Annotated in this window: 19 protein-coding genes; 18 read left to right on the top strand and 1 reads right to left on the bottom strand. The window is 34.9% G+C overall.

Going from position 1 to position 23,471, the window contains the following annotated elements; genetic code table 11:
* The first annotated feature begins 120 nt into the window (after positions 1–120).
* The 8 genes from tsaD (at position 121) to FLB_RS00160 (ending at position 7,058) form a co-directional block, all read left to right on the top strand.
* A complete protein-coding gene (gene tsaD, locus FLB_RS00195) occupies positions 121–1,143 on the top strand; it encodes a tRNA (adenosine(37)-N6)-threonylcarbamoyltransferase complex transferase subunit TsaD (protein WP_064713947.1) in 1,023 nt (340 codons plus the stop codon).
* A 2-nt stretch (positions 1,144–1,145) separates the two neighbouring features.
* Positions 1,146–1,850 carry a 16S rRNA (uracil(1498)-N(3))-methyltransferase gene (locus FLB_RS00190; protein ID WP_064713946.1) on the top strand — a complete coding sequence of 235 codons (705 nt, stop codon included), beginning with the start codon at positions 1,146–1,148 and terminating at the stop codon, positions 1,848–1,850.
* A 36-nt stretch (positions 1,851–1,886) separates the two neighbouring features.
* Positions 1,887–2,528 carry a DUF4159 domain-containing protein gene (locus FLB_RS00185; RefSeq protein ID WP_064713945.1) on the top strand — a complete coding sequence of 214 codons (642 nt, stop codon included), beginning with the start codon at positions 1,887–1,889 and terminating at the stop codon, positions 2,526–2,528.
* Positions 2,529–2,540: 12 nt separating this feature from the next.
* Positions 2,541–3,050, top strand: a complete 510-nt coding sequence (locus FLB_RS00180) for a TrmH family RNA methyltransferase (RefSeq protein ID WP_064713944.1) — start codon at positions 2,541–2,543, stop codon at positions 3,048–3,050.
* 128 nt (positions 3,051–3,178) lie between these two features.
* The gene (locus FLB_RS00175) at positions 3,179–4,135 is read left to right on the top strand and encodes a zinc metalloprotease (protein ID WP_064713943.1); all 957 of its coding nucleotides are present in this window, start codon (positions 3,179–3,181) and stop codon (positions 4,133–4,135) included.
* Positions 4,136–4,215: 80 nt separating this feature from the next.
* Positions 4,216–5,307 (top strand): AI-2E family transporter, encoded by a 1,092-nt coding sequence (locus FLB_RS00170; protein ID WP_064713942.1) that lies wholly within the window; start codon positions 4,216–4,218, stop codon positions 5,305–5,307.
* A 2-nt stretch (positions 5,308–5,309) separates the two neighbouring features.
* Positions 5,310–6,482, top strand: a complete 1,173-nt coding sequence (locus FLB_RS00165) for a THUMP-like domain-containing protein (RefSeq protein ID WP_064713941.1) — start codon at positions 5,310–5,312, stop codon at positions 6,480–6,482.
* Between the two features lie 6 nt (positions 6,483–6,488).
* On the top strand, positions 6,489–7,058 hold the full coding sequence (locus FLB_RS00160) for a hypothetical protein (protein ID WP_064713940.1): 570 nt from the start codon (positions 6,489–6,491) through the stop codon (positions 7,056–7,058).
* Here the strand turns inward: FLB_RS00160 and FLB_RS00155 are convergent.
* Positions 7,055–7,720: a M15 family metallopeptidase gene (locus FLB_RS00155; RefSeq protein WP_082923174.1), complete on the bottom strand. Its 666-nt coding sequence runs from the start codon at positions 7,718–7,720 to the stop codon at positions 7,055–7,057. The genes FLB_RS00160 and FLB_RS00155 overlap by 4 nt on opposite strands.
* 282 nt (positions 7,721–8,002) lie before the next feature.
* Here FLB_RS00155 and FLB_RS00150 point away from each other — a divergent pair, with 282 nt between their 5' ends.
* From FLB_RS00150 to FLB_RS00105, 10 genes are all read left to right on the top strand, one after another.
* On the top strand, positions 8,003–11,221 hold the full coding sequence (locus tag FLB_RS00150) for a WD40/YVTN/BNR-like repeat-containing protein (RefSeq protein WP_064713939.1): 3,219 nt from the start codon (positions 8,003–8,005) through the stop codon (positions 11,219–11,221).
* Positions 11,222–11,745: 524 nt separating this feature from the next.
* Complete coding sequence (glgA, locus tag FLB_RS00145; protein ID WP_064713938.1) at positions 11,746–12,972, top strand: glycogen synthase; 1,227 nt, start codon at positions 11,746–11,748, stop codon at positions 12,970–12,972.
* A 658-nt stretch (positions 12,973–13,630) separates the two neighbouring features.
* Positions 13,631–14,665, top strand: a complete 1,035-nt coding sequence (locus FLB_RS00140) for an HAD family hydrolase (protein WP_082923173.1) — start codon at positions 13,631–13,633, stop codon at positions 14,663–14,665.
* A gap of 594 nt (positions 14,666–15,259) precedes the next feature.
* Positions 15,260–16,345: a ParB/Srx family N-terminal domain-containing protein gene (locus tag FLB_RS00135; RefSeq protein WP_064713937.1), complete on the top strand. Its 1,086-nt coding sequence runs from the start codon at positions 15,260–15,262 to the stop codon at positions 16,343–16,345.
* The gene (locus FLB_RS00130; protein WP_064713936.1) at positions 16,320–17,183 is read left to right on the top strand and encodes a restriction endonuclease; all 864 of its coding nucleotides are present in this window, start codon (positions 16,320–16,322) and stop codon (positions 17,181–17,183) included. Before FLB_RS00135 ends, FLB_RS00130 begins: the two co-directional genes overlap by 26 nt.
* A 159-nt stretch (positions 17,184–17,342) precedes the next feature.
* Positions 17,343–17,729, top strand: a complete 387-nt coding sequence (locus tag FLB_RS00125) for an RDD family protein (protein ID WP_064713935.1) — start codon at positions 17,343–17,345, stop codon at positions 17,727–17,729.
* A gap of 137 nt (positions 17,730–17,866) precedes the next feature.
* Entirely contained in the window at positions 17,867–18,493 is a 627-nt protein-coding gene (locus FLB_RS00120) for a hypothetical protein (protein ID WP_064713934.1), read from the top strand.
* A gap of 242 nt (positions 18,494–18,735) precedes the next feature.
* On the top strand, positions 18,736–19,557 hold the full coding sequence (gene blaOXA / locus FLB_RS00115; protein ID WP_064713933.1) for a class D beta-lactamase: 822 nt from the start codon (positions 18,736–18,738) through the stop codon (positions 19,555–19,557).
* Between the two features lie 249 nt (positions 19,558–19,806).
* Positions 19,807–21,078, top strand: coding sequence for an NRAMP family divalent metal transporter (locus FLB_RS00110; protein WP_064713932.1), 1,272 nt, complete (start codon positions 19,807–19,809; stop codon positions 21,076–21,078).
* Positions 21,079–21,908: 830 nt separating this feature from the next.
* The gene (locus FLB_RS00105) at positions 21,909–23,135 is read left to right on the top strand and encodes a hypothetical protein (RefSeq protein WP_064713931.1); all 1,227 of its coding nucleotides are present in this window, start codon (positions 21,909–21,911) and stop codon (positions 23,133–23,135) included.
* Positions 23,136–23,471 lie beyond the last annotated feature (336 nt).

Genomic DNA, 23,471 nt, shown 5'->3' with positions numbered 1-23,471 from the left:
TACTATAAATCTAATGACTCCAACCGCCATTTCATAAAAAATAGCTAATTTTGACCAGGCTGTAAAATTAAAGAATTTCGCAGCCATTTATCAAATAATATTTAAAAATTGTCCCTTTTTATGCAAAATCAAGACGTTTTTATTCTTGCTATTGAAAGCTCTTGTGACGATACCGCCGCTGCGGTTCTAAATAACAACCAAGTTTTATCAAATGTTGTTGCTAATCAGCTCATTCACAATCAATACGGTGGCGTTGTTCCAGAATTGGCCTCGAGAGCACACCAGCAAAACATTGTTCCCGTTATCGATGCCGCCTTAAAGAAAGCCAATATTACAAAAGAACAACTTTCTGCCATTGCCTTTACCCAAGGCCCAGGTTTAATGGGATCTTTACTTGTAGGTAGTTCCTTTGCGAAATCTATGGCCACAGCACTTTCTATTCCTTTGATAGCCGTAAACCATATGCATGCTCACATTTTGGCTCATTTTATTGATGAAGAAGGATTTGAAAAACCTGAATTTCCATTTTTAGCTTTGACCATCAGTGGCGGTCACACACAAATTGTTCGTGTAGACGGCTTTTTTGATATGACCATTATTGGTGAGACTACAGATGATGCTGTTGGAGAGGCTTTTGATAAAAGTGCTAAAATACTAGGATTGCCTTATCCTGGTGGTCCTTTGGTGGATCAATTCGCGCAATTGGGCAACCCAAAAGCATTTTCATTTACCAAACCCAAAGTACCCGGATTGGATTTTAGTTTCTCTGGTTTAAAAACTGCCATTTTGTATTTCATTCAAAAAAATCAAAGAGAAAACCCTCACTTTATCGAAGAAAATAAAAATGACATTTGTGCCTCTATTCAGCACACTATTATTGCAATTTTAATGGATAAGCTTAAACAAGCAGTAAAAGAAACAGGAATTAAACAAGTAGCCATTGGTGGAGGTGTTTCGGCAAATTCAGGAATTCGAAGTACGTTAAAAGAAGCTGAGCAAAAATACGGATGGAAAACGTTTATCCCTAAATTCGAGTATACCACAGATAATGCGGCAATGATTGGAATTGTAGGTTATCAAAAATATTTATCTCAACATTTTGAAGCTTCATCTGTAGTTTCAAAAGCAAGAATCCCATTTTAATCATGCAATTATTTTATAATTCCGCTATAAACGAAAGCAGTACTTCTTTTGTATTTGACAAAGAAGAAAGCAAACATATCATTAAAGTCCTTCGAAAAAAAGACGGCGACATTCTCTTTGTAACTAATGGGCTAGGCTATTTGTTCAAAACAGCGATTACTTTGGCTTCCGACAGCAAATGTAATGTTAGTATTTTGTCCTTTGAAAAGATGGCAACATCACTTCATCCATTACACTTGGTGGTTGCTCCTACCAAAATGAATGACCGTTACGAATGGTTTTTAGAAAAAGCTACCGAAATTGGTGTACAAGAAATTACCCCTATCATTTGCGATCGTTCCGAAAGAAAAGTAATCAATAAAGAACGATTTGAAAAGATAATTTTGACAGCAATGAAACAATGTAACCAATGCTACTTGCCCAAACTCAATGATCCTATTGCTTTAAAGGATTTCTTGAAACAAAAACAAGAAGGCAATTTATTCCTTGCGCATTGTGAAGAAACTGATAAAAAATCATTGAAATCAGTTCTTGAAAAGCATACCCAAACAACCATTCTAATCGGTCCTGAAGGAGATTTTACTGAAAAAGAAATTCAATTTGCCTTAGCCCATAAGTATGTTCCAGTAACACTTGGCAATACACGATTGAGAACAGAAACGGCAGCGGTTGTAGCCTGTCATAGTGTAGTTTTTTTTAATGAATAACAATACTCCGTATATCCTCTTCAAACAGTTTCAATAATGGCAAAACCTCTTTTATTACTTATTTTTTTGGTTTCCTTTGGAAGCAATGCACAAGAAATTGCATTATTAAAATACAATGGTGGAGGGGATTGGTATGCCAATCCCACCTCTTTACCTAATTTGATCCGTTTTTGTAATGCAAATATAAACACCAAAATAAAAGCAAAACCAGCCACTGTAGAACCAAATAGCCCTGAATTATTTTCTTATCCATTTGTTCACATGACTGGACATGGAAACGTAGTTTTTAGTGATTCGGATGCAGAAAACTTAAAAAAATATCTTGAAGCTGGGGGTTTTCTTCACATTGATGACAATTACGGGATGGATCAATACATCCGAAAAGAGATCAAAAAACTTTTCCCTAATTATGATTTAGTTGAGATTCCTTCCAATCATCCTATTTTTCAAAAACCCTTTGTTTTTAGTTCTGGTTTGCCCAAAATACATGAGCATGATGGCAAAAGACCTCAAGCGTATGGGGTTTTTATTGCCAATCGTTTGGCCTTACTATACACTTACGAATGCGACTTAGGAGACGGCTGGGAAGATGCTGAAGTCAACAACGACCCCATTGAAGTTCGTCAAAAAGCACTCAAAATGGGCGCAAACATCATCCATTATATTTTTACTAATTAAAAACTGTTTTTCATGCAATTACATCATGAATCGGTCCCTTTTCAACACCAACAATTCCCAATCGTATTAGTTTGTGATTCTATACTTTTTCAACCCAACATAGGTTCGCTCTTTAGAATAAGTGAAGCGTTTGGTGTAGAGAAAATTCTCTTTCTAGGTATAGGCAATCAAATGAATCCGAGAAAAATCAACAAAACTTCACGAAATACGCATCGCCATGTAGCGCATGAATTATTTGAAAACAAAGAAGAAGTTGTCTCTTATTTAATCGAAAATGATTTTGAAATCATTGCATTAGAAATAACATCAGATAGCAAACCGTTAGTTGAAGTCTTAATTCCAAAAAACAAAAAAATTGCTCTGCTCATTGGAAATGAAATTGAGGGAGTTTCAGAATACTTTTTAAAAAAATCACATCAAATTACTCATATTGAAATGTTTGGAAAAAACAGTAGCATGAATGTCGTTCAAGCCACTGGAATTGCACTCTATGAGTTAACAAGAAAAATAAAACAATCCTAAAACCCTCTTTTTAAGAAAATAGTCATAAAATTTTTATTAAAAAAATTGGTAGTTCAAAAAAAATGTTATAAAATTGTTAAACAATTAACCAAATTAACTTTTTTATAACAATTTAACAAACCCAAATTATGAAAAAAATTTTATTGAGTGCAGCACTTTTGGTAATGCTTTTTTCTTGTCAAAACGAAGAAACCTTAAAAACCAACTCAGATGGACAAGCAGTAGCTAGAAGAGGCTGTGCAACGAACGAAGTTTTCCAAGCACAATTGGCTGCTGATCCATCGTTAGCAATTCGAATGAACCAAATCGAAGAATTTACTCAAAAAGCTAGATTAACTGGTAAATTAGTAAACGGAAAAGTAGTCATTCCTGTGGTTGTAAACGTTCTATACCGCACCGCAGCAGAAAACATTTCTGACGCCTTAATCCAGTCACAAATTGCCGTTTTGAACAAGGATTTTACAGCAACTAACACTGATTTTTCTAGTACACCCGCTTTATTTGCAGGTGTAGCTGCCAATGTTGGCATCACCTTCGAATTAGTTAAAATCAACCGTAAGTCTACTACAAAAACCACTTGGGGAACCAAAGATGCAATGAAAAAAACAAGCTCAGGTGGTATTGCCCCAACTTCTCCATCCAATACTTTAAACTTATGGGCTTGTACCATCGGTGGAGGTATATTAGGATATGCTCAATTCCCAGGTGGTGCGGCTGCTACAGACGGGGTTGTTATCGATTCTAAATATTTTGGAGTAACCAGTAATTCTGGAACAAGCTATCCTTACAATTTAGGAAGAACAGCTAGCCACGAAGTAGGACACTGGATGAACTTAAGACACATATGGGGCGATGCTAATTGCGGTAGTGATTTAGTTGCAGACACGCCTACTCATGATTCTGCTAATTACGGTGTACCCACCTATCCACATTTAAGCACTTGTACGGGTACTCCAGTAGAAATGACCATGAATTACATGGATTATACCGATGATAGAGGAATGTACATGTTTACCAACGGACAAAAAGCTAGAATGGCAGCACTATTTGTAAGTGGTGGCGCTAGAGCAGGATTCGGAATCTAAACCTCAAAAAAAATATTTACTCTTAAAACTCGCTAGACCTAGCGAGTTTTTTTTATATTTATCCCATAAAGAATCAACTTATGATAACATCCAAAATGATTTCGAATGGAATTATTAGAGCTATAGCAACAATTTTGGCCCTTACCGCAATAGCCTATTTTTTTTATCAAATACAATCCGTTTTAATCTATCTCGTTGTTGCCTTAATTTTAACTTTAATTGGTAATCCTATAGTAGATTTTTTCAAGAAAAAATTAAAATTTCCACACACTATGGCCACTATTACGACACTCACTTTGTTTGTAATTTTAATTTTTGGCATCATTACCCTTTTTGTGCCGTTAATCATTGCACAAAGTGAAAATTTATCTTTGTTAAACACCAAAGAAATTGAAAAAAATGCCATAGCTCTAATCAATCAAGTGAATGCCTTTCTAGAGAGTCATCATATCAATTCCAAAAAAGTCCTTAACTTCAATACCCTTACCTCAAATATAAATTTTGGTCTCATTCCCAATTTTTTAAATTCGATTTTGGGAACCATTAGTAGTTTTGGCATGGGATTAGGTTCTGTACTATTTATAACCTTTTTTTTTCTAAAAGACCGTGTTTTATTCATTGTTGGTGCCAAAAAATTAATTCCAGATACACACGAAGAGCCAATTTTAAACTCCATTGAAAAAATCAATCACCTTCTTTCTCGATATTTTATAGGGTTGCTCCTGCAATTGTTTATTGTTTTTTTACTTTACCTAGTGGTACTCTTAATTTTTGGGATTCCAAATGCGATCATTATTGCATTTTTATGCGCAGTACTTAACATCATTCCTTACATCGGCCCCTTAATAGCTTCCGTTTTAGCAGCAATTCTTTCTATGATTAGCCATCTTGGCAGCGATTTTCAATCCGAAATTCTGCCCACAACTATTTATGTTCTAATTGGCTTTTGGATAGTTCAACTCATTGACAATAATTTATCACAACCCATTATTTTTTCAAAAAGTGTCAGTTCACATCCGTTAGAAATCTTTTTAGTTATTCTAACCGCTGGTTTTCTATTCGGAATTTTAGGGATGGTGATTGCTGTACCATTATATACAATTTTAAAGGTAATTGGAAAAGAATTTTTTCCCGAAAATAAAATCATTCAGTTGTTAACCAAAGACATTTAACCTTGAATTTTGATCTATTACATATTGACGTTCAAAATTTTATTAACGATCAATTACCCCAAAACATAACGAAACTTGCTTTACAAAAAAATCCATTTCCAACCCTTGAATGGATGAAAATTTTAGAGCAAATTGAAAGTAAAGCCAAAGCCAAGGAAAAACTACCTACTTGGTTTTCGGCAAAAAACATTCTATATCCGCCAAAAATTTCCATTGAGCAAACCTCTTCTGAGACTACTGCTGCTTATAAATCTAACTTAATTTCAGGAACTAACTTAATTGATTTAACTGGTGGATTTGGAGTAGACGATTTTTACTTCGCTAAACAATTCAAAAAAGTGGTGCATTGCGAAATTAACCCTGAACTTTCCGCAATTACCGCTCATAATTTTGAACAATTAAAGGCCTTAAACATTGAGTGCAAAACAGGAGACAGCCATGATATACTTGGTTCTTTTGAGCAAACTTGGGATTGGATGTATATCGATCCTTCCAGAAGAAGTGAAAGCAAGGGAAAAGTTTTCATGCTAAAAGATTGCCTTCCCAATGTGCCAGAAAATATAGATTTGTATTTTTCTAAATCCAAATCAATTCTACTAAAAACAGCGCCATTGCTTGATTTAACCGCAGGATTATCAGAATTAAAAAATGTCAAAACCATTCACATTATTGCCCTAAACAACGAAGTAAAAGAACTTTTATGGGAACTTCATAAAGACTATTCCAGTAATGTTTCCATAAAAACGGTGAACCTTCTTAAAGATAAAGAAGAAACATTTGATTTACCCGAAAATGATAGTCCACCGAGTTATGGTTTGCCGCAGGAATACCTATACGAACCCAATAGTGCGATTATGAAATCTGGCGGTTTTGATGCCGTTAGTGCTGTTTTCCAATTGAATAAATTACATGTCCATTCGCATTTATATACTAGTACTGAATTAATCGAGTTCCCAGGCAGGCGATTCAAAATCAACAAACGACTGAACTACAATAAATTAGACTTAAAAAACAACTTAGTCCAGCAAAAAGCTAACATTACTACTAGAAATTTTCCGGAAACTGTAGAAAACATTAGAAAAAAATGGAAAATAAAAGAAGGAGGAAATACTTATTGTTTTTTCACCACTGATATAAATAACGATAAAATAGTTTTAATTTGCAGCAAAATTTAATCCAACATGAAGCAACTCGTATTTACCATTCTTATCCTTTCCAGTTTTTCTTTATTTGCCCAAAAACCATGTGACTATAGTACCAATGTCGTAGATTCTATAGGTAGTTATAAAGTAACAAAAGAATACATGATAAGCGAAAAAAACTTCGCTGGCACGGCTAGTTATATTTTCTTTTCTCTAGCACTAACAGATGGTGTACCCACTTTAAACATTCAAATGATACAAAAAAGTAAAGGCTTTATAAAAGCCAACTGCTTTGATAAAAACTCAAAATTGTTTCTTCAATTAAATGATGGAAGTATTATTTCTTTGGTGCATAAAGATCAAGAAAATTGCGGAACATTGTTGCGAGATGACAAAGGATTTGATAACAGAGTCACTACAGGCGAATTTTACTTTTTGAAAGATAGTTTTGAAAAGTTAAAAAACTCTCCTTTATCATTGATGCGAATAAAATATTTGACCGATTTGGAAGATTACATTATAAAAAAAGAATTTACTTCCGAATTAGACAACAAAGTGTATCAACCTGAAAATTATTTTATCAAAAATCTTCCTTGCATAGAAAATTAATCACATTCCCACTTTGTATTGGCTACTTTATCAGTCAGACCTGAGGCTAAGTTATAATGCCACCACTCTGATTCAAATGCCATAAACCCATTTTGAAGCATTATTTTCTTTAACATTTTACGGTTATCCATTACTTTTTTATCAGGAAATGGATACCCGTGACTTGCTTCTTTTCCAAAGAAATCAAATGCCGTTCCCATCTCTAATTCTTTACCCTCCAAAGTTACAAGGGTTAGGTCTACAGCCCCTCCCCTATTATGGATTGAACCTTTAGCAGGATCGGCAACATATTCTGGATTTGAAACTATTTTCCACATTTTTTTTTGTATATCTAAAGGTCGGTAACAATCAAAAAGTTTTATTTTATATCCTTTTTGTATAAACGTATCATTAGCTTTAATCAAGGCTTTTACCGTTTTCCATCTCAAAAAACATGCGGCACAATCATACACCTTTGACTTCAAAAAATTATCGGTAGTTGCATACTTCATGTCGTATACAAAATCCTGGCTATAGTCTTTCAAATTCACAAATGTAGTATCTGAAAGTGATGACATTAATCTATTTTTAGTAACTAATTGCCGTTCGGAAGTTTGGCTATACACTTTGAAATAAATAGATGAAAAAAGCAGGAAAAAAGAAAAAAGAAGTATAAAACGCATGATTCAATATTTTTTTATAAATGTATACAATTTGAAACAAAATAGAAAAACCCTTTTTTGTGCTTTTTATAAGAAAAAAGAAATAAAAAAAATACTTATAAAATACTTAGTGCATAAAATCTAGTTAGTCAAAAGGATGGATCCAATCCAATAAACTCAATTAATTTGAGGGGTTAAAATCAAGTAAAAACTAACTTTTTCAAAAATCCATAAAGAAAACACTATAAAAGAAAGAATTTATTTAATTTTAGAAACTATTACTTTCTAAAATCAACTAAATTCATGGAAAACAAAAAAACAATCTTTCGCTTAAGTGCATTGCTTTTAAGCTTTTGTTTACTTCCCTCGCTTTCAATAGAAGCACAAAATACGGCTAAGAAAAAGGACAAAACAGCCGTTTCTTCTGGCAACACTGCTTACTTCAATGGATTAAAATGGCGTAACATTGGTCCGTTTAGAGCAGGTCGCTCATTGGCAGTAGCAGGTCACGCAGACCAACCTTTAACGTATTACTTTGGAGCTACTGGTGGTGGTGTTTGGAAAACCACCGATGGCGGCAACGAATGGCTAGCCGTTTCTGATAGCACTTTTACTTCTTCCTCGGTGGGAGCAATTACAGTCGCACCTTCAGACCCAAATGTGGTGTATGTTGGGATGGGAGAAGCTGATATGCGTTCTAATATCTCCTTTGGAGACGGTATGTACAAATCTGTAAATGCTGGTAAAAACTGGAGTAAAATTGGACTCGACAAAGCCGATGCTATCGGAAACATCGAAGTGCATCCTAGCAATCCCGATATTGTTTTTGTAGCTGCAATGGGTAATCCATTTCATTCCAATCCAGAGCGCGGCATTTACCGCAGTACCGATGGTGGAAAAAACTGGAAACTAGTGCTGTCTAAAAATGACAAAACGGGCGGAATGGTGGTCCGTATCGACGTGAACAATCCAAGAGTGATTTATGCGACACTTTGGGAAGCTTACCGAAATGGGCATTCCATGTCTTCTGGAGGAACCGAATCTGGTCTTTTCAAATCTACCGATGGTGGCGATACTTGGACTAACTTAAGTACCAAACCTGGAATGCCAGTAGGGCTTTTGGGCAAAATTGGAATCGCTGTATCACCTGTAAACTCCAACCGTTTGTATGCCTTGGTAGAAAACGACAAAGGAGGACTGTACCGTTCTGATGATGCAGGAGAACATTGGTCACTCATCAACGAAGACAAAAACTTATGGCAACGCCCTTGGTATTATATGAATTTGCAAGCTGATCCAAAAAATGAAGACGGTTTGATTGTGTTGAATGTAGATGCTTGGAAATCATCGGATGGTGGTAAAAATTTCAAAAAAATACCAGTACATCACGGCGATACTCACGATGTGTGGATCAATCCGAAAAACCCAGAAAACTATATTATTGGAGATGATGGTGGAGCAGAAATTACCTTTAACGGTGGTGCCAATTTTTCAGATATTGACATTCCAACGAGTCAATTTTACCATGTATCCTTAGACAATGATTTTCCGTATAACATATATGGTGCACAACAAGACAATTCCTCTGTTAGAATTGCTTCAAGAACCACTGGTTCCAGTATCGACAGAGAAGATTGGTTTCCAGTTGCGGGTGGCGAAGCGGGATACATTCAAGCCGATCCTAGCAATTCCGACCTTACTTATGGTGGCGAATATGATGGACAGTTGAGTAAATACAATTCGAGAACCAAACAAGGACAAGATATTTCACCTTATCCAGAATCCAACATTGGTTCACCAGCAAAAGCCAAAAAACACCGTTTTCAATGGACCTACCCTATCGTTTTTTCTCCGCATAATCCCAAAAGAATGTATGTGACCTCACAATATGTATTGGTTACAGAAGACGGAGGACATTCCTTTACTGCCATAAGCCCAGACTTAACCCGAAATGACCCAAAAACCACTGGAGACACTGGAGGTCCAATTACCAAAGACCAAACGGGAGCCGAAGTCTATGCCACTATTTTTACCTTTTCAGAAGCGCCAACAGAGCAAGGGGTGCTTTGGACTGGTTCTGACGATGGTTACATTCATGTTTCTAAAAACAATGGAGCAAGCTGGGACAAAGTCAACATTCCAACTTCAATGTTACCTGAGTTTTCTTTGATAAGCATTATTCACACTTCGGAACACACCAAAGGAAAAGCTTATGTTGCTGCCAACAAATACATGTATGGCGACCGTGCTCCTTACCTTTTCAAAACCACAGATTACGGAAAAACTTGGAAAAAAATCACCGCTGGAATTCCTGCTGATGAATATTGTAGAGTACTGCGCGAAGACCCTAACAAACCAGGACTTTTGTACGCTGGAACCGAAAGAGGTATTTATGTTTCCTTCAACGACGGTGACTCATGGGAAAAACTGAACCTGAATTTACCGCTTACGCCTATTCGTGATTTGCAAATTCACAAACGCGATAAAGATTTGGTTGTGGCGACACACGGACGTGCTTTCTGGATTTTGGATGACATTACGCCTTTACACGAAATAATGGATAAAAAGGTAACAGGCGAAAAATACCTTTTCCAACCCAGAACCGCCTACAGAACACAAGGTCGTCAAAGCGATACCAAATCAGCGGGCACCAATGCTCCAAATGGGGTAATCGTTCGTTTTTATCAAAAAACGAAAGCAGCCAAAGAACTAGAACTCGAATTCTTGAACGATAAAAACGAAAGTATCATCAAGTATTCTTCGGTTAAAAACACCAAAGGCGAACCCCAAAAAGTAGCCAAAGAATTCCACCAAGACACTGAGATAGAAAAAGCAGGTTACGTGCCCAACAATGCCGGAATGAACGTTTTTGTTTGGAATATGCGCTATCCAAATGCTACCGAAGTGGAAGGCACGAATGTAATGTGGGCGGGTTCTGGCGTAGGTGCCAAAGTTCTTCCAGGCACGTACAAGGTTCGTTTTATCGAAGACAAAAAAATCATCGGTGAACAAACTTTTGACATCAAAAAAGACCCAAGAGCCGAAGGAACCGATGCCGACTTGAAAGAACAATTCGAATTCCACCAAAAAATCAACAAAAAGGTAGACGAAGCCCATTTGGCCATCAACAAAATCCGCAAGATTAAAGGACAAATCAATAGTTATGTTGGTGCGGTGAAAGATTCGGTTATGGTGAAAGAAATGAAAAAAATGACCGAGCCTACCCTCAAATCTTTAGAAGAGCTAGAAGCTACTTTGATGCAGCCTAAAGCCAAAGCCCCACAAGACGTTTTGGCCTACCCTATTATGCTAAACGATAAAATGGCAGGATTGGGTTCGAATGTTTCCTCAGGAGACACCAAACCAACCAAAGGCGCTTATGAAGTATACGATGATTTGGCTAAAAAAATTGATGCCGCAGTAGCGAAAGTCAATGAAATTGCAACGGTCAAAGTACCCGAATTCAATGCCTTCATCCAACAAAAGCAGATTCCTGCCATAGTGATTGAGGATAAAAAATAAAGCACCCTTTACAATGCAAGCCGTTTCTGAAAAGAAGCGGCTTTTTTTATTCCCCAAAAAAGCATCCAAAAAAACAACAAATTTTGTTAATTGATTTTTAGTGTAATCAATTGCATCCCGCTTTAGCGGGATGACATAATGATAAAAGATACAAAGGCTTTAGCCGAAACTTAGGTACTATTTTGGCTAAAGCCTATTACTAAACTCATTGTAAAGAACGGGCTAAAGCCCATTCCTATTGATTTTTTTACAATCCTGCTCTTTGCGGCTCTGCGCCTTTGCGAGAACAATTTCACACCCAAACACCGAGACACAAACTATCTTTTCAATACTTTATCTCTAACCTGTACTGAGCCATCAAATTGTCGCAAAAATAATAATTGCCGTAAAAAATCATAAATACTACAAATTAAGTCGATTCCGTTTCAAATTATCATCGAATTCACGGCTACTTTCTCACTTAAATTTTATAGTTTTATAAAGACAAAAAACAAAGCTTTTTTACTTCTCTAAATGTGTTTTTTATGAAAATAGCCCTTTACAGTAATGAATTTCCTCCGCACATTTATGGTGGTGCGGGAGTACATATCGATTTTTTAAGCCAAGAATTGGCCCAACTCGCCCAAGTAGAAGTCCGCTGTTTTGGGGCACAATCCGAAACTACCCAAAATATGCACGTGCAAGGCATCACCTCCAGCTTGACCAAAATGGAAGACCCAAGCAATGCGCACATCAAAATGTTTCATAACCTGAGTAAAAATGTCGAGATGGCACAAGCCACACCCGAGGCCGACATTGTCCACTGCCACACTTGGTACACCCATTTGGCGGGCGTTTTTACGCGCGAACTGCTACAAGTACCGCTCATTTTGACTACCCACAGTCTCGAAACCCACCGCCCTTGGAAGGTCGAGCAACTTGGCAACGGTTATTTCCTGTCGCGTTGGTTGGAGCAACACGCCTACGCCTCTGCCGATGGTGTGATTGCCGTAAGCGAACAAATGAAAACCGATGTCATCGAAGCTTATGGCGTAGCACCCGAAAAAGTTACGGTGATTCACAACGGCATCGACCCCGATTTTTACCAACCCACTTTTGATGATGCACTGTTGACCGAATTAGGCATCGACCCTAACATTCCGTTTGTGTTGTTTGTGGGACGCATCACGCGCCAAAAAGGCATTTCGCAACTCATCGCTGCGGCACAACATTTCAATGCCAATTGCCAAATCGTATTGTGTGCAGGCGCCCCCGACACACCCGAAATCGCCGCCGAAACCGAACAACTCATCGCCGAGCTAAAAGCCACCCGCGAAGGCGTCATCCTCATCTCCGAAATGCTCCCAAGAGAAAAAGTAAAAGTGCTCTACAGCCACGCCCGCGTTTTCGCCTGCCCCTCGTTATACGAACCCTTTGGCATCATCAATCTCGAGGCTATGTCCTGCGAAACACCCGTAGTAGGAAGCGCCGTAGGAGGCATACCCGAAATCATCGTCGAAGGACAAACCGGATTTTTGGTACCCCTCGCCCCCGTTTCCCGAACCGATTTTAACCCCGCCAATCCTCAAGCCTTCCAACACCATTTTGCCACCAAAGTCAATCTCTTGCTCGACAACGAAGCCTTGGCCAACCAAATGGGAAAAGCCGGTCGCCAACGCGTACTCCAACAATTCAGTTGGGCTTCTATCGCCAAAACCACCTTGGCCTATTACCAAGAAGTCATTGACCGTTTCGAAAAAGAAAAAGCATAATTGGGGCGTGACCCCAGTACCACAAAGGGGCGAATAGCAAACGTGTTATGCGCCCCTTTGCGTTCCTGCGGTCGGGCTATCCATACTACTTCGGTAGTTTATTCCTATCCCTCACGCGCAATGTCATTAAGTTAAGAGGGGGGGAAAAAATAGCACGCAGATTCAACAGATTTTAACTGATTTTTCTGCGCAAATCTGCGAAATGTGCGTGAAAACAAAAAGTGTAATTCCTTAACTTAATGACATTGATTCCTATCCTTCAGGCAAAACAGCATTAAGTGAAGAGTTAAATGATTACTGATGTAAAAGACACTGAAAATCATTTAATTTTTATTCACTTGCTCCAAATAGTCGTCTTACTAACTAAAATTGCCTTCAAGGACGTTTGACCAAAGTTTCTTGTTCATAGAAAAAAAAAGGTATCTCATTAGAAAATAGCTCAATGTAGATTTTTTTTCTAAAAAAAGAATATATTTGGAATAACATCAATGTTACAACGTAGCATTTTTGTTGCAGTTTTAAATTGATAAGCCAATCATAGTGCCATTGGAGCAATGTATTGTGACAGCAAGGAAGGAACTGATAAAAAAACACAATACCGTTTTTAGTTTGAGATGCAACCTTAATATATTTTGATAACAAATTAAATTTTAAAAAAATGAAAGAGATAAAAAAAATCACATTATTATTTATAGTTACACTTACGTCACTTTCTTACAGTTTTGCTCAACAGCAAATTAATAAATCTCGAAAAAAAACTACTATTGCTGTCGCAAATCCACTTCCATCTTGGAACGAAGGAGCAACTAAAAAATCCATTATTGATTTCGTAACGAAAACTACAAAAGAAGGCAGTAAAGATTTTATTCCTGTTTCTGACCGCATTGCATGTTTTGATAATGACGGAACGTTGTGGAATGAGTTTCCTATTTGTTTTGAATTTGCCTTTGCTATAGACCGTGTTAAAGCAATGGCAGCACAACATCCGGAATGGAAAACTACGCAACCATTTCAGGCAGTCCTTGAGGGTGATATGAAAACTGCTTTGTCTGGTGGCGAAGAATCTCTCATGCAAATTATTGCTGCAACACATACTGGAACGTCAACTGAAGTATTTGAACAAAACGTTAAAGATTGGTTACAAACTGCAATACATCCTAAAACTGGGAAACATTACACAGAAATGGTTTTTCAGCCAATGTTGGAGTTACTCAATTATTTAAGAGCTAACGGATATAAAACATTTATCGTTTCTGGTGGCGGTGATGATTTTATGCGCGTATTTTCTGAGCAAGTTTATGGAATTCCTCCTTATCAGGTTGTTGGTAGTTCCGTTAAAGTAAAATACGATACAACAAACGGAAAACCTACACTAATAAAACTTCCCGAAGTTAATTTCATTAACAATAAAGACGGGAAACCCGTTGGTATCTATCAACACATTGGCAAAAAACCAGTTTTTACTGCTGGAAACTCTGATGGAGATTATGCTATGCTACAATGGACTAGTACTGCAAGTACTCCACAATTCGGGCTAATTATTCATCACACAGATGCTGAAAGAGAAGCAGCTTATGATCGTACTTCTTCTATTGGCCATCTTGAAAAAGCTTTGGATGATGCAGTAAAATATAATTGGCAAATTGTAGATATAAAGAATGATTGGAAAAAGATTTATCCTTTTGAAAAATAATATCAATAATTTATATCACTTCACCCGTTTATTGGTGCATACAAATCGTTAAAGTATACAGCCCGAACATATCCAACTTAGCGCTATTTTTTAATCAACTTTTGATCAACAAACACGATAAAAATAACCTAATTCACTTGAAAGTAATGGGCTTTTAAAAACTGTAAAAACGCAACTGCGCCTCCATCGCCAAAACCACCTTGGCCTATTACCAAGAAGTCATTGACCGTTTCGAAAAAGAAAAAGCATAATTGGGGCGTGACCCCAGTACCACAAAGGGGCAAATAGCAAAGGTGTTATTCGCCCCTTTGCGTTCCTGCGGTCGGGCTATCCATACTACTTCGGTAGTTTATTCCTATCCCTCACGCAAATCACAGAAGTTTAAGGCAACTAAACACTAAAGAATATTTCAGATTTTTTTAATATTTTTTGAAGGAAAAAGGATATATTTGATAAATAAAGAAATCTGAATACACTGGGATCTTTGTTTCTAATATAAATATGATAAGTATTATTTTATCAGACTTATATGCTAATTGTGTGCAATGCCAAAACACGATTGTAGAAAATTACAAATAATGAAATTTTAAAATAATGGAAAAAAGAATAGAGTTTACAAGCAAGACCGTAAAATTTGAACAATTGTTTTTGGACCCAAATAATCTAAGATTTAAAAACTTTGACAGTTCATCTAAGCTTGTTCCTATAGCAAGAATAAAAGATGAAAGTGTTCAAAAAACAACTTTAGGTAAGTTAAAAGATGACGAATTCCAAATAAAAGCTCTTAGAGATAGTATTCTTGAAGTTGGTTTTCTACCTATGGATAGAATTGTTGTGACTGAACTAGATGAGAATTCATATTTGGTTATTGAGGGAAATAGAAGAATTGCGGCTTTAAAGTGGATTGAAGAATTAATTAATGAAGGGATTGCTGAAAAAGAAGTGAAGGATACTTTCGCCGAAATTCCAGTAAACATAATAAATAAAGAATCTGATACAGAAAGTAACAGATTAAAAATTCAAGGAATAAGACACATATCAGAAATAAGACCTTGGGGAACATATCAAAAAGCAGTTCTAATAAAATCTATGATTGAAGGAGAAAAGCTAACACCACAAGACGTTGCGAATGCAATTGGATACAGAACCCAAGAAGTTAATCGAATTTATAGAGGATACAAACTTCTTGAGCAAATGCAAAATGACGCAGATTACAGTGAGTATGCCAAACCTGATTTAATAACTTATTTTTATGAAGCAGTTGGTCGTGCTCCATTAAAAACTTTTTTTGAATACAACGATGCCACATATGAATTTGAGAATGAAGATAATTTTAAGCTTTTCTATAAATGGATAACTAAAGATCCTGACAATGGAAATATTCAAAAAATCTCATCTTCAACAAATGTGAGAGATTTGACTAAAATTGTTGGAAATGCTGAAGCTTTAAGTTCTTTCAAAGAAGATTCAACAAGTTTAGAAGGTGCTTTAGCCATCGTCATTAAATATTCAAGTTTTGATTGGAAAAAAGAAATTAATCAAGCAATTGAAGCTTTGAAAAAATTGCCAACTGATGAATTAGAAAATTTCACCGAAACAGATATAATTTTACTAACAGGATTGAAAGAAATTATCGAAAAGCGTATTAGCCTATATGACAAAATCAGAAGTATTAAATAAATACGCAAAAGAGCTGTATTTTCAAATATTAGTCACATTTAAACCAACTTATAAATCGTTGAACTTAAATGATGAAGTTGAAAGATATGCTATAGAAAACTCTTTAACTTTAAGTCCTGATGAACAAATAAAAATATTAAAACAAACTAAGAAAAATTTAAAAAATTATATTGAAAGTAGAACCCAAAAGGGTTCCTTTTCAAAGTTTAATTTTTCTCTTAGTGATGACGATTTCATTATAGGATTAGCTAATACAAAGAAAGAATTTGAAGTATTTCCAGACTTTGTTAGATATATGATTAAAATGAATGATAATGATTTTGAAAAATTTTCTTCTAAATATATTCAATTACATTTTTGTGATTTTGGATTTGCGACCAGAAAATCAAGTGATGGTGGTATTGATTTTATTGGCACAGGTACATTCAAAAGACTTGTAAATATTGCAGATAAACCTGTAGATTTAAAAAATAAAAATTTGTCATTTCGAATGGTCGGACAATCTAAAAGGTACAAACCCGAAAATGCTATTGGCCCAAGAGAAATAAGAGAATTTTTAGGTAGTGTGAGAATTCTACAAGAAGCACTTCATCCAAATAAAGAAAGTGCGTGGCTAGGACAAACTGATGTACTAAATAAAATAAAACTTGCAGAACCTTTTATTTATACATTTTTAACTACTTCGTATTATTCTGATGATGCCGTTGAATTAGCAAATAAATTGGGAATTTACATTTATGATATTGATGATATGATTTTTGATTTGATAGAACATAAGGTTGGAATAAAATCTAATAAATTTAATGTTGTTGAATTTGAAAAATGGTGCCGAAATTAAGCACTGCACACAACGCACGCTACAAGCAATTTGGGCAATAGACTTAATGGGAAGTTGGTTTTGCATTTGGAAGTTTAGTGATAACCGAAAAATAAATCTTAATTTAGTCCCAAACAGCCCGAAGTACTAAATCGTTAAAAACAATACCTAAACCAACCTATGTATAAAGAATATCCGAGCATATTAGACCGCATAAAATCAACAACCATCGATACTATAATTATTATTGGATTTATGTATCTAGCTTCAGAAATATTGAACTTATTTGAAAATGTACCAAATTATTTCAGAATGATAGTATTTGCAGGAATATGGTTGTATGAACCAATTTTAACTGCGTTTGGAGCAACAATTGGGAATGACAAGATGGAAATACGCGTTAGAAGTAACTCAGATCACTCAAAAAAAATTAATTTATTTCAAGCTGTTATAAGATTTATCATTAAAATTTTGCTTGGTTGGTTATCATTCATAACAGTATTTTCAAGTAAAAAAAGCAGAACAATTCATGATTATCTTAGTGGAAGTGTAATGATTAAAGCATAATAGCAGAGCCTCTGATAGCTGGTATTAATGAACCCCGCTCATCAAAGCATCCAAACCATTAATATTTACTGCGCGAACGTCTCCAATTCAGCACTACAACTTCAGCAGCAACCAAAAACCTATACATAATAAAGACTATGACTGAAAAATTCTTAAAAGCAAAGCATTGGCAATTATTCTTACTAACTTTTGGAATACCAATGCTTTTTCAAATTGTGCTGATGATAACTATGTTTGCAAATATCGGCAGTGATAATAATCCTGATGTTTCATTGCTTTTTAATTACTTTATGTTTTTTCCAATAATTATGATTCTTATTGTGGCAACACAATTTGGTTGGTTTTGGTCTGTGGGCATTGGACTTCAGAGTAAAGTTCCCGAAAATGTAAAAATGAAAACCAAAAAATTTAAAATATTTTTTTTCATTCCGTTGCTATATATCATCCTTCTTTCAACAATTTTTAGTGTGTCTGCGAGCGGAATGATGGAAAACGAAACACCTCCAGCCGTTGAATTAATTATGAGCCTTGTTGTAATTATTATACCCTTACATTTGTTCTCAATGTTTTGTATTTTCTATTCATTATATTTTGTAGCCAAAACATACAAAACGGTTGAATTACAGCGTCAAGTGAGTTTTTCTGATTTTGCAGGAGAGTTTTTTATGATTTGGTTTTACCCAATTGGAATATGGATAATTCAGCCGAAACTCAACAAAATTATTGAAAATGAAAGTACTGCTCCCAATCCAAAACAGATTTGAGTAGTTGCTTTCCCGAAGCTCTTCAAAGCAAACAAACCATTAAAGTATGCTGCGCGAACATCTCCAATTTCGCGCCATTTTTAAACAGATTCTCACTCAAACACGATAAAAGTCTCACGCCTTTTTAGCCTAAATACCTTTAGAATAATAAGCTTTAAAAACTGTAAAAACACCCCGCTGCGATAACTGAAACTTGTAACGCATCTTGGAGCAACAGCAACCTAAAAGAAACAAAATTAAAAATGAGAAAAATAATCATACTTTTACTTCTAATGCTATTCGTGCACCTTAAAGGAAATTGCCAAACCAAAATAGTACAACCAAAAGAAGTAGTTAAAACCGCCTTTGGATCTATACTGGATAGTTTAAAAGTCAAAGGCTCCATTTTAATTTATGACGTAAAAAACAAAACATTTTATTCCAACGATTTCTCTTGGGCAAAAACTGGTGTAATTCCGGCATCAACTTTTAAAATTCCAAACTCAATAATTGCCTTAGAAACTGGAGTAATCAAAAATGATTCCGCACTATTTAAATGGAACGGTGAACAACGAAAATTTAAAAAATGGGAAGAAGATTTAACGTTCAAAAAAGCGTTTGAAGTTTCTTGCGTTCCTTGTTATCAAGAAATTGCTAGAAAGATTGGGGTAAAGAGAATGAAATCTTATTTGAAAAAATTGGCCTACAAAGGAATGGTTTTCGACACCTTAACGATTGATACTTTTTGGTTACAAGGAAAATCGAAATTTTCACAAATGCAACAAATTGACTTTTTAGAAAGACTGTATTTCTCAAAATTACCAATTTCAAAAAGAACTGAAACCATAATGAAGGACATCATGCAGCTTGAAAAAACTGAAAGTTATGTTTTAAGCGGTAAATCAGGTTGGGGAATGCGAAATGAAATCAATAATGGTTGGCTTGTAGGATATTTAGAAACGAATAATGCTGTTTATTTTTTTGCAACAAACGTAGAAAAAGAAGCAACAACTATGGATGAATTTCCTTTAATTCGTTTAAATGCAACTAAAGAAGCTTTTAAAAAACTAAAGCTGATTAAATAAAAACCGAACAAAGAGCCCTTGCTCATAAAAAATTTAGCAAATTCGCTTTGCCAAAGCATCAGGAAAAAAGTTGATTTTGTATTTGCGCTCCTAAAAATTGGCAAATACAACTATTTAGATTACATTAGTGATGTACCTATTGTACTACCAGAGTGTTAGTAAAACTAGACAGCACCGACTGCTAACCTCACTATAAACTAACCACAACTTGGTTGAGCCATTGCCAACCTTACAACGACGCCTGAAAACATGATAAAAAAGACAACATTGACCTCTAAACTTTTTAGTAGCTGGAAAAAATTGGGTCCTGGTCTTGTGACAGGCGCTAGTGATGATGACCCCTCTGGAATTGCCACTTATTCGCAAGCAGGTGCTTCATTTGGACTAGCCACCTTGTGGACAGCCATCATTGCTTTTCCGTTAATGGCTTCAATTCAGCAAATGTGTGCGAGAATTGGGTTGGTCACCTCACAAGGATTGACTGGGACACTCAAAAAACACTATCCAAGACCTATTTTATATTTGATGCTGCTATTTAGCTTTCCTGCCATTGTCATGAACATTGGCGCTGATATTGCTGGTATGGGTGCGGTGGGAAATTTGCTCTTTCCCTCCATAGACGCTAATTTTTTCAGTGTCCTTTTTACCATTATCCTTCTAGGGTTAATTGTTTATTTACCCTATCAAAAAATAGCATCCGTTCTAAAGTATTTGTGCATTGTTATGTTGGTGTATTTTATTGTTCCTTTTTTGTCTAAACAGGATTTTAAAGAAATACTGAAAGCAACATTTATTCCGACGCTACAATTTGACAAAGATTTTATTGCCATAATTGTAGGCATATTGGGTACGACCATTTCTCCCTATCTTTTCTTTTGGCAAGCCTCTGTAGAGGTGGAAGAGATGAAAAACAAAAGGAAACATTTGATAGTAAATAAAAAGATAATTCATGAGATTAACCAAGATGTTGATTTTGGAATGACCGTTTCCGGATTTGTTATGTATTTTATAATTCTTACTACGGGAACTGTTTTATACCAAGGCGGTATCCATCAAATTGACACCGTAGAACAAGCGGCAATGGCATTAAAACCATTAGCTGGAAATCTCGCCTATTTGCTTTTTGCCATTGGAGTAATTGGAACAGGACTTATTGCTATTCCGGTATTGAGTGGTTCAATTTCGTACATCATTACGGAAACCTTTGGTTGGGAACAAGGACTTGATAAAAAATTTCATGAGGCCAAAGCATTTTATATCATTATTGCCATTTCGCTGTTACTAGGGTTATCTTTAAATTACATTGGCATTACTCCAATTCAATCATTGATTTATACAGCTATTCTTTATGGATTAACAGCTCCTGTCTTAATTGCAATCATCTTACACCTCTCAAACAACAAAAAAATAATGGGCAGAAACGTCAATGGAAGATTAACTAATATCCTAGGCTTTTCAGCATTAATTATTATGACAGTGGCAGCTGTAGCTTTAATTTATCTACAATTTTCAGACCTGTAACCCCAATCCTCGAAGCATACAAACCTTTGAAATATGCTGCAAACGTCTCTGACTTCTCGCCATTCATCATCAGGTTTTCCAAGTAAATCCGACAAAAGTCTCACTCCTTTTCAACCCAATTGCCTTTAAAATAATGGACTTTTAAAAGCTATAAAAAACACCGAAAATGACCTTTGCACTTTTTTGTTTTTTTTAGTTAAGTAACAACATAAGAATTGCTATAAAAAATGAGAGATTTTTTAGAGAGATTTTTAGAGAAATTAAAATGAATACTACTGAAGTTGTTTTAATAAAAAGCAAAGTTAAAAATGCGAAAAAATTTACTATAGTTTTTTTTTGAGAGAGGGGAATTTGATTCCATTTAGTTTTGGATTTGGAATAGACAAGATTCCCCTAATTTAGCTTTAAATAATTCAATCAACATCGTTTTCATGTCATATTTATTATTGCTGATTTGTGTTGGCTCAAAAAAATATTCCTAAGATGAATGATATAAAAAATTAAAATTGCTGATGAATTAAAGGTAACATAATAGATCATAATCAAAACGTCCAGTAAGATTTCATTACACTTGATTGAAAAACTAAAGAAAATAAGAAGTCATTTATAAAAATATTATTTCGAAAAATATTCATTTAAAAGGGTTGGCAGGAAACCCCTTGAATTTGCAACAAATCTAAACACAAAATTTATATTTTCTAATTTAAATATATTTGACTAATTTAGATTAACAACAAACGCTGTATTTTTAAAAAGACTTACTTTATGCAAAGTATGGAAAAATTCAGGAAATATTAAACACATAAAATAATTATACTAGATAATCAATTATGAAAAAAAGTCTATTTTCTGCAATAATTGCAATTTTAATCTTTACCAATAATTTTGCACAAACCACTTGGGAGGCACCTTATGTTGGGTCTTCAAAAGAAATTTTATACCTTCCAGACGCCAACGCTGTTTATTGGCGATATGGCTGGGAGCGTACTGAAAACCAAACCAGTGGATATATTATTAAAGGAGAATTTCCTGATGCAAGGTATTTTAGTTATAACATATATGATGATAACACAAAAACCTCATTAGGGAGCTTAACAGATATAAATATAGTAGCCGATGGTAACAACGAATATTCAATATATATTGTTCCCGAAGGGACAATCATAAATGCTAAAAATGTTTTTTACTTCAAAAAGAACTTGACAAAAATTTCTATAATGTTGCGCCATTATTTACCTAAAAACAACATAAATGGGAATAAACCACTCCCGACAATTGCCAATTTTGACCCAAAAAACAATGCAATAGAAAAAGCAAACAAAAGCACTACTGTACCAAAATTTTCAAAAGAAGATGTCGATAAATACTTAATCCCAATGTTTAATAAGTTTATGGAAAATTCTGAAGAAGAAATGGAAAAACTCATGACTAATGAATCAAAAAAAACACTTAATATTGAAGAACTAATATGTAAACAAGTTGTTGAAGGTGCTTTTAATTTTTATAAAAAAGATAGTTTAATTCATTCTTATAATTTGAAATCAGACGGAACTTATCCCAATAAAGACAATCATTATTTGACAATGCCAATGATAAGATTTAATCCATCAGATGTTTGTATTGTTAAATTTAAAGCACCAAAATTTCCAAAAACAAAATCAGAATTTACTAAATCAGATGTTCGATATTTTTCGATAAGCCAAGGAGACGAACTTACATATAATATGCAAACTATAGCTGATTATCAATTTTTGATTCATCCGGACGGATTCATATATATTGTGATCGGAAATGAAACAGAAGCGTTAAAAAACAAAGCTAAGTCGTTGAAAATTAATTTTATGCCATGGTTGACCAAAGAAAAAATGCTACTTATATACAGAAATATGTTACCTAATGAAAACTATAAGTTAGGCGTAAATTCTGTCCCTGAAATGGATAAAACAAAACCAGCTGAAAAACAAAGAGGAGAACGATTTATAGGTGAATTTTCACCCATATCAAATTTTTTCTCAACAGAGATATTTATGAAATCTACCTCAATACCAAAATTTTAATAATTACATTTCAACTAAATTATGACTATGTTTTTTGAAAATCTGATTAAGCTTTTATATGGCATTATAATTTTTACAAGTCCTTGCAAAACCTCTAAAAAAATTTTAATCCCTGATTACTTCTAAAATACAAATATCGTTGAAATATGCTGCAAACGTCTCTGACTTCTCGCCATTCATCATCAGGTTTTCCAAGTAAATCCGACAAAAGCCTCACTACTTTTTAACCCAATTCTCCTTAAAATAATGGACTTTTAAAAGCTATAAAAAACACCAAAAATGACCTTTGCGCTTTTTTGGTGTTTTTTTTTAGTTAAGTACAACATAAGAATTGCA

The organism is Flavobacterium succinicans (assembly GCF_001662485.1).
In the GTDB taxonomy this organism is placed as follows: Bacteria; Bacteroidota; Bacteroidia; order Flavobacteriales; family Flavobacteriaceae; genus Flavobacterium; species Flavobacterium succinicans_A.
This window is presented reverse-complemented; position numbering and strand designations above follow the sequence as displayed.